General features: G+C 63.2%; 12 protein-coding genes. 8 read left to right on the top strand and 4 right to left on the bottom strand.

The window, feature by feature from the left end; translation table 11 throughout:
• From R3X27_RS07600 to R3X27_RS07585, 4 genes are all read left to right on the top strand, one after another.
• Entirely contained in the window at positions 1-954 is a 954-nt protein-coding gene (locus R3X27_RS07600; RefSeq protein WP_317708237.1) for an electron transfer flavoprotein subunit alpha/FixB family protein, read from the top strand.
• Complete coding sequence (locus R3X27_RS07595; RefSeq protein ID WP_317708236.1) at positions 941-1720, top strand: SDR family oxidoreductase; 780 nt, start codon at positions 941-943, stop codon at positions 1718-1720. Before R3X27_RS07600 ends, R3X27_RS07595 begins: the two co-directional genes overlap by 14 nt.
• A 22-nt stretch (positions 1721-1742) precedes the next feature.
• On the top strand, positions 1743-3188 hold the full coding sequence (locus R3X27_RS07590) for an FGGY-family carbohydrate kinase (RefSeq protein ID WP_317708235.1): 1446 nt from the start codon (positions 1743-1745) through the stop codon (positions 3186-3188).
• Positions 3189-3456: 268 nt separating this feature from the next.
• Positions 3457-4041, top strand: a complete 585-nt coding sequence (locus R3X27_RS07585; protein ID WP_317708234.1) for a DUF1349 domain-containing protein — start codon at positions 3457-3459, stop codon at positions 4039-4041.
• Between the two features lie 15 nt (positions 4042-4056).
• Here R3X27_RS07585 and R3X27_RS07580 read toward each other — a convergent pair whose 3' ends face one another.
• Positions 4057-5259 carry a mandelate racemase/muconate lactonizing enzyme family protein gene (locus R3X27_RS07580; RefSeq protein WP_317708233.1) on the bottom strand — a complete coding sequence of 401 codons (1203 nt, stop codon included), beginning with the start codon at positions 5257-5259 and terminating at the stop codon, positions 4057-4059.
• A 514-nt stretch (positions 5260-5773) separates the two neighbouring features.
• On the opposite strand from R3X27_RS07580, the gene R3X27_RS07575 reads away from it, so the two are divergent.
• Positions 5774-6043, top strand: a complete 270-nt coding sequence (locus R3X27_RS07575) for a hypothetical protein (protein ID WP_317708232.1) — start codon at positions 5774-5776, stop codon at positions 6041-6043.
• Here the strand turns inward: R3X27_RS07575 and R3X27_RS07570 are convergent.
• Positions 6040-6939 (bottom strand): LysR family transcriptional regulator, encoded by a 900-nt coding sequence (locus tag R3X27_RS07570; RefSeq protein ID WP_317708231.1) that lies wholly within the window; start codon positions 6937-6939, stop codon positions 6040-6042. The genes R3X27_RS07575 and R3X27_RS07570 overlap by 4 nt on opposite strands.
• 397 nt (positions 6940-7336) lie before the next feature.
• Between R3X27_RS07570 and R3X27_RS07565 the strand changes: the two genes are divergently transcribed.
• Entirely contained in the window at positions 7337-7807 is a 471-nt protein-coding gene (locus R3X27_RS07565) for a hypothetical protein (RefSeq protein WP_317708230.1), read from the top strand.
• Between the two features lie 107 nt (positions 7808-7914).
• Here R3X27_RS07565 and R3X27_RS07560 read toward each other — a convergent pair whose 3' ends face one another.
• Both R3X27_RS07560 and carA read right to left on the bottom strand, forming a co-directional pair.
• Positions 7915-9888 carry a glycosyltransferase gene (locus R3X27_RS07560; protein ID WP_317708229.1) on the bottom strand — a complete coding sequence of 658 codons (1974 nt, stop codon included), beginning with the start codon at positions 9886-9888 and terminating at the stop codon, positions 7915-7917.
• Positions 9889-9982: 94 nt separating this feature from the next.
• Entirely contained in the window at positions 9983-11140 is a 1158-nt protein-coding gene (gene carA / locus R3X27_RS07555; RefSeq protein WP_317708228.1) for a glutamine-hydrolyzing carbamoyl-phosphate synthase small subunit, read from the bottom strand.
• 184 nt (positions 11141-11324) lie between these two features.
• Between carA and R3X27_RS07550 the strand changes: the two genes are divergently transcribed.
• Both R3X27_RS07550 and R3X27_RS07545 read left to right on the top strand, forming a co-directional pair.
• Positions 11325-11786 (top strand): GatB/YqeY domain-containing protein, encoded by a 462-nt coding sequence (locus tag R3X27_RS07550; protein ID WP_317708227.1) that lies wholly within the window; start codon positions 11325-11327, stop codon positions 11784-11786.
• Positions 11786-12334 (top strand): GNAT family N-acetyltransferase, encoded by a 549-nt coding sequence (locus tag R3X27_RS07545; RefSeq protein WP_317708226.1) that lies wholly within the window; start codon positions 11786-11788, stop codon positions 12332-12334. Before R3X27_RS07550 ends, R3X27_RS07545 begins: the two co-directional genes overlap by 1 nt.
• Positions 12335-12337 lie beyond the last annotated feature (3 nt).

Genomic DNA, 12337 nt, shown 5'->3' with positions numbered 1-12337 from the left:
ATGCGCCGGGTTCTCGTCATTGCGGAACAGGCAGAGGCCCGGGTGACCCCGGACCTGCTGGAAGCGGCGCGCTGCTTCGCCGGTGACGCACCCTGCGAAAGCTTCGCGCTGGTCGCTAGCGGAGACGCCGCGGCTCTGTCCGGCTGGCTCGATACGGTCGTTTCGGTCCCGGCGCCGGGCACGGGCGTTGAGGCGATCCCGGCCCTTGTGCGGAGCGTTGCGGCGCTGCATCGGGAATTTGGCTTCGCCTGCATCCTAATGCCGGGTAGCCAGTGGGGCAGCATGCTCGCCCCCCGGCTGGCGGCACGGATTGAGGCCGCACTCATTCCCGAGGTGCGGGAGATCACGCGCTCCGAGCAGAGCGTCCGGTTCCTGCGGCGTGTCTCGCGAAACGGAGATCTGGCCGTTATCGAGACCGTCGAGGGCGCCCCGGCCGTGGTGACACTCCAGCCGCGCGTTTTCAGCTCTTCCGGAAAACCCGACAGGACAACCCGCTTCCTCGACCGTGAAGGGCAGGGCGCCGGTAACTCCGGCATCCGCCTTCTCCGGAAAACCGAAAACACCGAGCAGGATATTCGCGACGCCGACGTCCTGGTCTCCGCCGGGGCTGGTGTTGGTCGCAGGATCGACGAATTGAAGCCCCTCGCCGATGCGCTTGGCGGGCAGGTCTCTGCCAGCCGTTCGCTCGTCAACCAGGGGATCGCGCCGCGCCGGATTCAGGTCGGGCAATCCGGCAAGACGGTCGCGCCGCGCCTCTACATGGCCATGGGCATCCATGGCGCCAGCCAGCATGTCGCCGCCCTCGCGGGCGCCGAAACCATCATCTGTGTCAACACGAATGCGAAAGCCCCCCTCTGCAGCCTTGCAGATATGGTTGTGGTGGGAGACGCTGTCGCATTTGCCCAGGATTTGCTTCGTAAGATCAAGGAGGAGCAGGAAAATGCAACCGACTGACTTCAGTTTGGACTTCTTCTCGCTGAAGGGGAAGAACGCGATCGTCACTGGCGGGAATGGTGGCCTTGGGCAGGCTTTCTCGACAGGGCTTGCCAAGGCGGGGGCCAATGTCCTGGTGCCGAGCCTCTTGGATGATGACGGCACGACGCGCCAGATGGTCGAGTCCTGCGGCGCGGCCTACAAGTTCGTAGAGGCCGATATCACCGAAGAGGGCGTCTGCAAGCAGGTTGTCGATGAATGCCTGTCGACCTGGGGCAGTGTGGACATCCTGATCAACTGCGCCGGCATCTCGATCAACGAGAAGGACGTCAGGAAATACTGCCGCGCGCAGTGGGACAAGATGATCTCGGTGAACCTGACCGCTGCCTTCGAGATGATCCACGAGGTCTGTCCGCATATGATCGAGCAGAAGAGCGGCAAGATCATCAATATCGGCTCGCTCTATTCCTTCCTCGGTGGGCAGTGGTCGCCGGCTTATGCCTCGACCAAGCACGGGATTGTCGGCCTGACCAAGGCGATGTGTGACGAGCTTGCGCAGTTCAACATCCAGGTGAACGCCATCGCGCCGGGCTATTACGCGACCCCGCTGACCGAGATGACCCGCAAGGACGAGAAGCGCAACGCGGAGATCCTGTCGCATATTCCGGCCAATCGCTGGGGCGATACGGCGGATCTCATGGGGGCGACGGTGTTCCTGGCCAGCCCGGCGTCGGATTACGTGAATGGCACGGTCCTGACGGTCGATGGCGGTTACTTGATGCGCTGATCGGGAGGAGAGAGGCAGCAAAATGAGTACGGAACGAAAATACATCCTCGCGATCGATGGCGGCACGCAGAGCACCAAGGTCGCCCTGTTCGATCTCGAAGGGCATCAGATCTGTTCGCACACGGTCAAGCTGCGCCCGATGGATCTCTATGGCGACAACCGGGCCGAGCATCCCGATGACGATCTCTGGGACAGCCTGCAGCTGGCCTGCCAGACAGCACTCGGGGAGTTCGAGGGCGACCGGGCGGATATCGTCGGGGTCGGGCTGGGCTCGATCCGCTGTTGCCGCACCCTGATCCGGGAAGACGGGACCCTCGCCGCGCCGGTGCAGAACTGGATGGATCTCCGCCTCTCGCGCCCCTATGAGCACGAGGATGATACCGTCCGCTGGGTGACCACCACGACCGGCTATCTCACCCATCGGCTGACCGGACAGACAAGGGACACGCGGGCCAATTATGTCGGCCCCTGGCCCATCGATCCGGTCACGCTGGACTGGCACGAGGATGCGGAGACATTCGCCTCCTTTACCACCCCGCGGGAGATGCTCTTCGATCTCGTCGATCCCTGCACGATCCTGGGGCAGGTCACGGCCTCCGCCAGTGCGGCGACGGGCATTCCCGAGGGGGTTCCCGTTGTCTCGACAGCGAATGACAAGGCCGTCGAGGGGCTGGGCGCGGGAATTCTCAATGACGGCGCCGTGCTGGTGTCTCTGGGGACCTATATCGCCTCGATGATGGTCGGGGAGGAGAACAGCTTCGACACGCAGTCCTACTTCAGCAATCCCGGCGCCGTGCCCGGTCAGTTCCTCTATGAGAGTGGCGGCATCCGGCGCGGCATGTCCACCGTGACCTGGGTCATGGACCTGATGGGCGGCGATGTTGTCGCGCAAGCGGAAGAGCGCGGCCTGTCGCGCGAAGCCTGGCTGAACCAGCGCGCGGCAAAGGAGGTCGCTCCCGGTTGCGACGGGTTGATCACCATCCTGAACTGGCTGGCCAGTCCCAACAGCCCGCATGAACGCGGCATGATGATCGGCTTCAACGGCGTCCATACCGGCATCCACATGTTCCGATCGACGCTCGAAGGCATCGCCATGACCATGAGGAACCATGTGCAGGCGATGTGCGACGAACGCGAGATCGAGCCGAGCAAGATCGTCGTCAGTGGCGGTGGCTCCAATGGCGAGCTGTTCATGCAGATCTTCGCCGATGTCTTCGGCGTGCCGGCCCATCGCAACGAGGTGAACGGTTCGGCCAGCATGGGCGCGGCCATCTGCACGGCCCTTGCGCTGGGCTTCTACAAGGACCCGGTCGAGGCCATCGAAGCCATGGTCCGGCCGAGGGACATGTTCGCGCCCATTCCCGAAAACGTGGCCCTCTACGGCGAGATCAACGAGAAGGTCTACAAGCGCGCCGTGCCCCAGACCGACGCGATCCTGAAGGCGTCCTACCAGCTCTTCCACGGCTAGGGCATGTCGCGCAGCGGAACCGGACTTCTTCCGCAGCAACAGGCCCGGGTCTCCCGGAGCCTGTTGCCTGTTCCCGGCGAGTACGATCCCGCCTGAACCCGAAAAGCCCTCGCTCACTACGTTGGTCCATGTCCGAAAAGCTGGTAGAATTTACTTGTTCATTCGGTCGTTCTGATCGCGGCGCGGGACGCGCATCCCGAGGCCGATCCGTGCCGTCTTGTCATACTTACGGGAAAGGCGCATTCCTCGGTTTCGAGGAGGATTGGACATGCTGGAAACCATACCCTTTGACCGGGGCGGCTGGCTGAACCCGCCGGCACGGAGCCAGATCGCGCCGGACCGGTTGATGATCGAGACACAAGCTCAGACCGACTTCTGGCGCGAGACCCATTACGGATTCACCCATTCGAACGGCCACGCGTGTCTGTTCGACATGCCGGAGCGGTTTGCGGCCGAGGTCACGTTCACGGGGCGGTTCACGTCGAAATACGAACAGGCCGGGCTGCTGCTTTGGGAAAGCGAGACCCGCTGGATCAAGGCAGGAATCGAGAATGCGGATGGGCGGGCCAATCTCGCGGTTGTGGTGACCGATGGCCGGTCGGACTGGTCGATGGCGCCGGCCGATGGGGCCGTGAGCGACTGGACAATCCGGATGACGGCCACCGATGCCGCGGTGATCGTGCATGCGCGCGGTCTGGGCAATTGGCAGATCCTTCGGGTCGCAAATTTCGTCTCCCGGGGCGCGCGGGTCGGACCGATGGCCTGTTCGCCCCTTGGCGAGGGGCTGCAAGTCGAGTTTGCCGATTTCCGCGCTGGTCCGGTCCCGGAAGAGCCGCTCTACATATCGGGCTGACCGGAGGGACGCGGCTCAGATATCTGCCGCGCCGCTCCGGCGTCGCGCCGTGGTGTAGGCGCGGTCAAGTTCGGGGTTCAGTTCCATGCCAAGGCCGGGGCCGGGCGGAACGGTGATCTTTCCGTTCGAGACCGGGGGCAGGGCGGTGACGAGGTCGCGATACCAGGTCTTGTAGAAGGCGCGCACGCTCTCCTGGAGAAGTGCGTTCGGGGCGTTGAGCGACAGATGTGTGCCGGCGCAAAGCACGACCGGACCGGTGCAGTCATGCGGCGTCACCGGCAGATGCCAGGTCTCTGCCATCGCTGCGATCTTGCGCCCCTCGCTGAGGCCGCCGCACCAGGCCAGATCGACCATGACAACACCCGCCGCGCCGGTTTCCAGCAGGTCGCGGTAGGCCCAACGGCTGCCAAGCGTCTCGCTGGCACAGATCGGCGCCCGGCTGACCTCGGCATAGCGTTTCAGGCTGCCGAGGCTGTCCATGCGGATCGGGTCTTCGTGCCAGAAGGTGTTGAATTGCGACAGTTCGCGCGCGATCTGCTGCGCCGGAAGGAGCTGCCACATGGAGTGGAACTCCACCATGATGTCCATCGCGTCGCCCACCGAACTGCGGATCTTCTCGAAGGGCTCCAGCGCCCGCGCCATGTCGGCGGCGGAGATATATTGCCCGCGCGACGCCTCTGCCGCCATGTCGAAGGGCCAGATCTTCATCGCGGTGATGCCCTCCTCCATCAAGGAGAGCGCCAGCTCGTCGGCGCGATGGAGAAAGCCGTTCAGATCGTCATATTCACCTGCCGCGCCGAGCCCGTAATTCCCGGAGGTCTGGCCCCCGGCCTTCTTGATGTATTCGACCCCGGCGCAGGTATTGTAGGTCCGGATCTCGCGGCGGGAGAAGCCGCCGAGAAGCTGGGCGATGGGCTGTCCGGTTGCCTTGCCGAAAATGTCCCAGAGGGCGATGTCGAAGGCGGAGTTGCCACGCATCTCGACGCCGGAGGAGCGGAAGCCAAGATAGCCCACGAGTTCCGAGGCCAGCAGGTCGATTTCCAGCGGATCGCGCCCGATCACCTTCGGCGCCAGGTCGTCATGCAGATAGGCTTCGACGGCTGTGGCTGAGAAGAAAGTCTCGCCCAGCCCCACCAGCCCCTCGTCTGTCTCCACCTGCAGCCAGAGCAGGTTGGGACGTTCGGCGATGCGGATGGTTTCAATTGCCGTGATCTTCATGTTTGGCCTCAAGGGGTTGTGCGGCCCGTGATGGGGCACGCGTGGGGGGCGATGGTCGCGCGAGCGTTCTGCGTGAAGGCGGGACGTGGGGGCTCGGTGTCCGAGGAAGGTATGCGACGCGACAGCCGTTTCGACCTCGCGGGGGTCTGAAAGGCCCGCTCCCGAACAGTTTTTTCGGACTTTTCTCCACGTGCGCATCCCTTGCGGTCGCCTTGCAACCGACCGTCTCGTCACCCCACTAGCTCTCTTGATCCGACCGGGTCAATCGGACGAAACCTCGCGATTTGACCGAACCGGGTCTCGGGCGGGGCTTGGTGAGAGACAAAAATGTTCCGACGCTGTGCAAAATTGTTTCTATGCCATCTCTGTGACTTATCGCAGTCTCGACCTGCCCCGGGTCGTTTCCGAAAACCGTCAGGGGGATTTCGGTGAATTGGGAACGACCCCGGTGGCAATCGAAGTTTCTCAGGGGGGATGCCAGGGCGGTTTGCGAACAACCGGCGTGGAGTGAACAATGTTTGAAGCCGAGGCGCTGGGTGCGCGGATTTGTGATGAGCTATGCGATCTCGATGCGTCCGAGAAGCGAGAGGCCGTGCGCGCGATCTCCGGGATGCTCATGGAATTTGTCGCGGTGAATGCGGTCCAGCAGCGCAACGCGGAGGAGGCTCGGGAGTTCTTTCGCTTGGCTGACGAGATCGACCGACGCTTCAAGGCCCTCTCCGGCGATCTGGGACCGCCGGCGTCCGGCGGCGCGCTCAAAGTGATCGAGGGTGGGAAACGCTAGCTGTTGGCAGGCTCAGCCGGTCGCCCGCAACGACCGCAAAGGCACCGGTTGGTATCGGGAAAGATCTGCGTGATCCAGGATTTGAGCGCCCGAATGGCCGGATCCGACTTGCGCCGCTCATGAAACAGGAACCAGAGCTCGCGAAGCACGACAGGTATGTCGCGTTCTCCTTCCAGCGGTGTCAGGGTGGGAAAGTGGTCCGCGATGCAGGTCGGCAGGATGCAGGCCAGCCCGCTTTCGGCAGAAGCCGCAGCGACGGCGGGATAGCTGTCAAGCCGATAGTGCGGGGGGTGACCGAAATGGGTTGTCGCCATCCGCATCTCCGGCAAATCGTCCAGCTCTCCCGGCAGTCCGATCCAGTGATCGGGACTGTGACCGTGCGGGGCGAACAGACTCACCGGGCTGGTCGCGATCTTCTGTCGAATGAGCCCGATCTGCTCCGGTTTGCCGAGACGCAGGGCGGCATCGAGCCTGCCACGTTCGACGGCGACATCCTGTTCGCTGGCGTCGATGGTGAGCGGGCTGTCTGGATGGACCTCATGCCAGCGGCGGATATGCGATGCGAGGAAAAACATGTTGATATAGGAGATCGTACTGATCTCGAGCGGTTCGAAGGTGAGGGCTGGACCTGTATTGGTCTTGAGCGCGATCTCGAGATCGGCCCCGAAGCCGGCGGCGAGGCGGGCGATCTGGCGACCGAGATCGGTGGCCTCCCAGCGGTTCTCCCGCAGGACGAAGACCGGTGCGCCGAGCTCGGTTTCAAGCGCCTCGATATGCCGCCCGACCGTCATGCTGGAAAGCCCGGTTTCTTCCGCCGCAGCCCGGTACGAGCCGGTCTTAAAGACGGCGAGTGCCGTGCGCAGGTGATCCCATCGCCTGATGTCCATAGCGCTCATCTTTCTTTTCCATCCGACGGGTCTTGAGGCCGAATCCAGCTGTCGCGGAGCGGGGCATTGCCTGCCGAGACCACCCAGACATGCACCACGGCGCCGCAAAATCACAATCCCTTTCACCAAAATCGCAGCATCTTCGCCCAGAACGCATCATTTTGTCCGTTTTTCAAAGGCGATAGGGCGGCGGAGATACTTTGCTGAGCGCGGGGCTGGCTTTGCCCGATCCGCGCGCCTTACGGAGCGCCGACGGAATTCCGTCGGCGAAACCCTGTGCATAATCACACATCACCCGGCGATTCCTGCAGTCTTTGAAGCACTCGAACACACCCCACATCTCTCTCATCCAAGGCGGGACAGCCCGCCGACAGAGATTAAACGAGCACTTCGAAAGGACCGCATCATGAACCACTTTGCTCTCGCCACCTCCGCCCTCCTGACCCTCGCCATCGCCGCTCCCGCGCTTGCCAGTGACCAGCTGGCCAACACGCTCGGCGTTGAAGGCCAGGGCTTCTCGACCTCCGAGCTGACCCAACTCAAGGCCGCCTATGACGATGGTGACGCCGCCCGCATCAACTTCCTGCTCGAAAGCGGTGGCGCTGCTGCGACCGTCTCGACCAAGGGCGCCTCCGCAAGCTCCGACCAGCTGGCCAAGAGCCTCGGCGTCGACGCCTCCGACTACAGCCGCGCCGAACTGGTGGCGCTGAAGGGGGCGATGGATGAAGATGACGCGACCCGGATCAACGCGATCACCTCGCAGGCGGCCGCCAATAGCGGCGACACCCCGGAATACCGGATCCAGCTCGGCAAATCCGTCGGTCTGGACGCCATGAGCAACAGCCGTGCCGATCTGGTCCACGCGCACGAAAGCTGAGACCGGTTTCCCTGCAACGAGCAAGACGCTCCACGCAGGGCATCCCCATGGCGAACGCGGCCCGGTGCACATGTACCGGGCCGTTTTCTCTTTCGAATAGGGAAGGGTCAGATGTCTTCGGGTTGAAAACCGGCTTCGATGTCGAGCTCGGTTTCATCATGCAGTCCGTGGGTCGTCTTGTCCCAGTAGAAAGGCTTCATCATGATCTCGTGGAACGCCTTGTAGGAGGCGATGGCGGCCAACGGGAAATAGGCGTGCAGCGTCGGAACCCAGGGCATCAGGAAACGCCGCTGCTGGTCGCGAACGGCGAAGAGACCTATGGTGATGCTGATCGCCTCCGAAGAGATGAAGAGCCCCATCAGCGGCCAATAGAGCTGAGGCGGGATCACGCCGGTCAAGGGATGCGGCAGTCCGACGGCTAGCAACCAGAAAGACCACAGGACCGGCGCCAACAGGAATTGTGACAACGTTCCGAGGAACAAGACCTGGAAGCCGGCGAATTGCCAGGCGCCGAGGTCGCGCCAGAGCTGCATCGGGTTGCGCATATGGACGCCCCAGGTCATCGCGTACCCCTTGAGCCAACGCGAGCGCTGCTTGATCCATGGGATGACCCGACAATTGGCCTCTTCGCGCGTCGTCGTGTCCACCATCTCGGTGCGGTAACCCAACCGCACGAGGCGCATGCCAAGATCAGCATCCTCGGTCACATTATGCGCGTCCCAACCCCCGAGCCGTTCCAGCGCCGCGCGACGGAAATAGAGCGTTGTGCCACCCAGCGGCAGCGCCAGTTTCATCTTCTGTAGGCCGGGTAGGATCACCCCGAACCAGCTTGCATATTCGATGGTGAAGCAACGGCTAAGCCAGTTCGTCCTGGCGTTGTAGTAATCGAGCTTGCCCTGAAGGCAGGCCACCTCTGGTCCGCGTTCGTGAAAGCGGCGTACCACCTTGTGGATCTGGTCGGCATCGGGGGCGTCTTCGGCATCCCAGACGCCGATATACTGCCCCTTGCAGAAATCGAGCGAGTAGTTGAGCGCGCGGGGCTTGGTCTGCACGCCGCCGGCCGGCACGACAACAACCCGCATCCAGCGCGGGAGTTCGGTGCGTTCGAGCACCTCCTGTGTCTGCGAATCCGTCTCCTCGACAACAAGCAGGATGTCGAGCAGTTCCTTCGGATAAGCGAGCCGTTCCAGCCGCTTGATCAGCTTGTCGGCGACATGCTCCTCCTTGAAAAGCGGGACCATGACCGACACGGTTGGCAGCCGGGCTATCGTCGGTCCGGTCTGGCGCATGGTGTGGAACATCTCTCGCCGGGTCGCGTAGTAGTCTCGGGCGGAATAGGCCAACGCTGCGGCCTTCAACGCCAATGTGACCGCCAGTGTCACGATCGCCCAGATCGCCAGCAGCGAGAAGGTTGTGACAGGTGCCAGTATTGCCGCTGTCAGGCAAACCAACGCCATCACCGCAACGATCCTTGCCGCCAGCAGGCCATTCCAGCCGCGACAGGACAGCCGGTAGGGCACCCGTTGCTCGGCGCGGTCGGCCAGGAGTGGATTGCGCAGCTGCGTGATGGTCTTGTGCAACTCGGCCTCTGTTGTCAGCGCCATGCTCACATTGCCGAAGAGCTCTTCCAGCGTGTCGCGATAAATGGCGAACCGTTCCGGCCGCGTCGTCGCCACAACGGTTGTCGAGCCGCGTCGTCTCCACGGGATCAGCCCGTCCTTCAGGCAACGGGTCGCGCCATAGGCATCGACAAGGGCGACATCAGGGGGCGTCTGCGCGAAATCCACCACCTCCGTGCGCCACTGATCGCAGAGCACCTTCAGGAGCGCCGTCTCGGAGACCATGCCGTTGGACAGCAGGATGTCGCCCAGCCGTGCGTCCTGTCGCGCCTGGAGTGCCAGTGCCTTGACGAGGTCGCCCGGCGCAACAGCGCCGCTATGAATCAGCCGCTGCCCGACGAGGTTTTTCGCCGGTGCACCGCCCTCGACCACACGCGTGTCGGTCCGCACTGTGCGAAAGCGCGGATGCTCGGAAAGCGGAACCGGTCGGGCCAGTTGGGATATGCGTGTCGGTGCGGTCATCCTGCGAGTCGCTGAACCAAAGGAACTGCGGTGACTCTGCGTGTTCCGTAGTTAACGGAGCATTAACCACACGGGTCGGTGGGCTTACCTATTGTCAGGCTGTGGCAGTTCGCGCCTGCATTGCGGCGGCAAACCGTTCGAACAGGTAGAAACTGTCCTGCGGACCCGGGCTTGCCTCGGGGTGATACTGAACCGAGAAGACCGGCCGATCAGCCATGCGAATCCCGCAATTGGAGCCGTCGAAGAGCGAGACATGCGTCTCCAGAACGCCTTCGGGCAAAGTCTGGCCATCGACGGTGAAACCGTGATTCATCGAGGTGATTTCGACCTTGCCAGTCTCGAGATCCTTGACCGGGTGGTTGGCGCCGTGGTGGCCGTGATTCATCTTGATCGTGTTTGCGCCAAGGGCCAGCGCCAGCATCTGGTGGCCAAGGCAAATCCCGAAGACCGGAAGCTCCGTCGTCGCGAGAACTTCCTTGATCATCGGCACGGCATAGCTACCGGTCGCGGCCGGGTCGCCCGGACCGTTGGACAGGAAGACGCCGTCGGGCGAATGCGCGAGCACCTCTTCCGCCGTGGCCGTTGCCGGCAGCACAGTCACGTCGCAGCCGACCGAGGCAAGGCAGCGCAGGATGTTCCGCTTGGCGCCAAAATCCAGTGCCACGACTTTGAACCTCGGATTTTCCTGTCGTGTGTAGCCCTCGGGCCAGGCCCACCGCTTCTCATCCCAGCGATAGCTCTGCGCGCAGGTCACGTCCTTGGCGAGGTCCAGCCCGACCAGCCCGGGGAAGCCGCGCGCGGCCTCGACCAGGGCCTCGATGTCGAAATTGCCTTCCGGGTCATGCGCCAACGCAACATGCGGCGCGCCTTGCTGGCGGATTGCACGGGTCAGACGCCGCGTGTCGATGCCGCCGATACCGATCCGGCCACGGCGCGCCAGCCAGGGCTTGAGATTTTCCGCCGCACGCCAGTTGGAGGGCTCCGTCGGGTCCCATTTGACGACCATGCCGGCTGCGACCGGATCCGCGGTCTCATCGTCATCGGCATTGACGCCGACATTGCCGACATGGGGGAAGGTGAAGGTCACGATCTGGCCCGCATAGGAGGGGTCGGTCATGATCTCCTGGTAACCGGTCATCGCGGTGTTGAAGCAGAGTTCCGCCTCGGTCTGCCCCTCGGCTCCGAACCCATGGCCGTAAAACAGCGTTCCGTCGGCAAGGGCGAGGCAAGCGGTGGGCTTGGACAGTGGCATCGGTCAACTCCTGCGGGCAAATCGGCGGCAACCTATGGGGCGGGCGCAGGGCCGTCAAGAGAATGGGCACCCGCCAGTTTCGCCTTGACGGGATTTCTGCAAGTTTCGGCGGCTGCGCTTGCGACGTTGGGGTGAAATCGCTATCACCCCCGTCCGAGAGCGTGACAGCGGGAGAGTATCCGACATGACTCAGTTGAGAAACCGGGTGAGCGCCGGTCTGAAAGACGCGATGCGCAACAAGCAGGCGGCCAGGTTGTCGACCCTGCGGCTGATCACGGCTGCGATCAAGGACCGTGACATCGCTACCCGCGCCGAGGGCGTGACCGAGGGCGCAAGCGATGCAGAGGTGCTTCAAATTCTTGGCAAGATGGTCAAGCAGCGCCAGGAAAGTGCGCGCGCCTACGAGGAAGGCGGGCGGCTGGAGCTCGCCGAAAAAGAGCGCGCGGAGATTCTCGTGCTCGAGGAATTCCTGCCGAGGCAGTTGGGCGAGGCGGAAGTCGAGGCAGCGATTGCCACCGCCATCGAAGAGGCCGGTGCCGAGAGTATTCGCGACATGGGAAAAGTCATGGGCGCGCTGAAGTCGAAATATACCGGGCAGATGGATTTTGGAGCCGTCGGGCCGCAGGTCAAGGCCCGTCTGGGCTGATGGGGTCGGCCGATATCCGTGTTCGGGACAGCGAAACCCGGGATCTGCCGGCGATCCAGGCCATCTACGAATACGAGGTACTGCACGGGCTGGCGACCTTTGAGGAAGTGCCGCCCGACGCGGCCGAACTGGGTGCGCGTCGGCAGGCGATTCTCGACATCGGCTTGCCCTATCTCGTCGCCGAGCTGGACGGGCAGGTTCTCGGCTATGCTTATGCGGGCATCTATCGGACCCGCCCGGCCTATCGCAATACAATCGAAGATTCGGTCTATGTGTCCGAAGCGGCGCGCGGGCGCGGCATCGGACGGGCGCTTCTTGAGGCGTTGATTGCCCGATGTGAGACCGGCTGGCGTCGCCAGATGGTCGCGGTGATCGGCAATTCGGCCAATCGCGGCTCGGTTGAACTGCATCGCAGGCTTGGCTTCGAGGAAATCGGCACGCTCAAGGCTGTCGGTTTCAAGCACGGGCAATGGGTGGACACCGTCTATATGCAGCGCCCCCTTGGCCTTGGCAGCGAGACGCCGCAAAGCCCGTCAGGCGATGGCTGAACG

Source organism: Tropicimonas sp. TH_r6, from assembly GCF_033101155.1.
GTDB lineage: Bacteria > Pseudomonadota > Alphaproteobacteria > Rhodobacterales > Rhodobacteraceae > Tropicimonas.
The sequence above is the reverse complement of the archived record's forward strand: the minus strand, read 5'-3'. Positions and strand labels throughout refer to the sequence as shown.

What these genes read in the sequence shown, in the direction of transcription:
- R3X27_RS07600 (WP_317708237.1), top strand. Translation starts at nt 1, where the DNA reads ATGCGCCGGGTTCTCGTCATTGCGGAACAGGCAGAGGCCCGGGTGACC.
- R3X27_RS07595 (WP_317708236.1), top strand. Translation starts at nt 941, where the DNA reads ATGCAACCGACTGACTTCAGTTTGGACTTCTTCTCGCTGAAGGGGAAG.
- R3X27_RS07590 (WP_317708235.1), top strand. Translation starts at nt 1,743, where the DNA reads ATGAGTACGGAACGAAAATACATCCTCGCGATCGATGGCGGCACGCAG.
- R3X27_RS07585 (WP_317708234.1), top strand. Translation starts at nt 3,457, where the DNA reads ATGCTGGAAACCATACCCTTTGACCGGGGCGGCTGGCTGAACCCGCCG.
- R3X27_RS07580 (WP_317708233.1), bottom strand. Translation starts at nt 5,259, where the DNA reads ATGAAGATCACGGCAATTGAAACCATCCGCATCGCCGAACGTCCCAAC.
- R3X27_RS07575 (WP_317708232.1), top strand. Translation starts at nt 5,774, where the DNA reads ATGTTTGAAGCCGAGGCGCTGGGTGCGCGGATTTGTGATGAGCTATGC.
- R3X27_RS07570 (WP_317708231.1), bottom strand. Translation starts at nt 6,939, where the DNA reads ATGAGCGCTATGGACATCAGGCGATGGGATCACCTGCGCACGGCACTC.
- R3X27_RS07565 (WP_317708230.1), top strand. Translation starts at nt 7,337, where the DNA reads ATGAACCACTTTGCTCTCGCCACCTCCGCCCTCCTGACCCTCGCCATC.
- R3X27_RS07560 (WP_317708229.1), bottom strand. Translation starts at nt 9,888, where the DNA reads ATGACCGCACCGACACGCATATCCCAACTGGCCCGACCGGTTCCGCTT.
- carA (WP_317708228.1), bottom strand. Translation starts at nt 11,140, where the DNA reads ATGCCACTGTCCAAGCCCACCGCTTGCCTCGCCCTTGCCGACGGAACG.
- R3X27_RS07550 (WP_317708227.1), top strand. Translation starts at nt 11,325, where the DNA reads ATGACTCAGTTGAGAAACCGGGTGAGCGCCGGTCTGAAAGACGCGATG.
- R3X27_RS07545 (WP_317708226.1), top strand. Translation starts at nt 11,786, where the DNA reads ATGGGGTCGGCCGATATCCGTGTTCGGGACAGCGAAACCCGGGATCTG.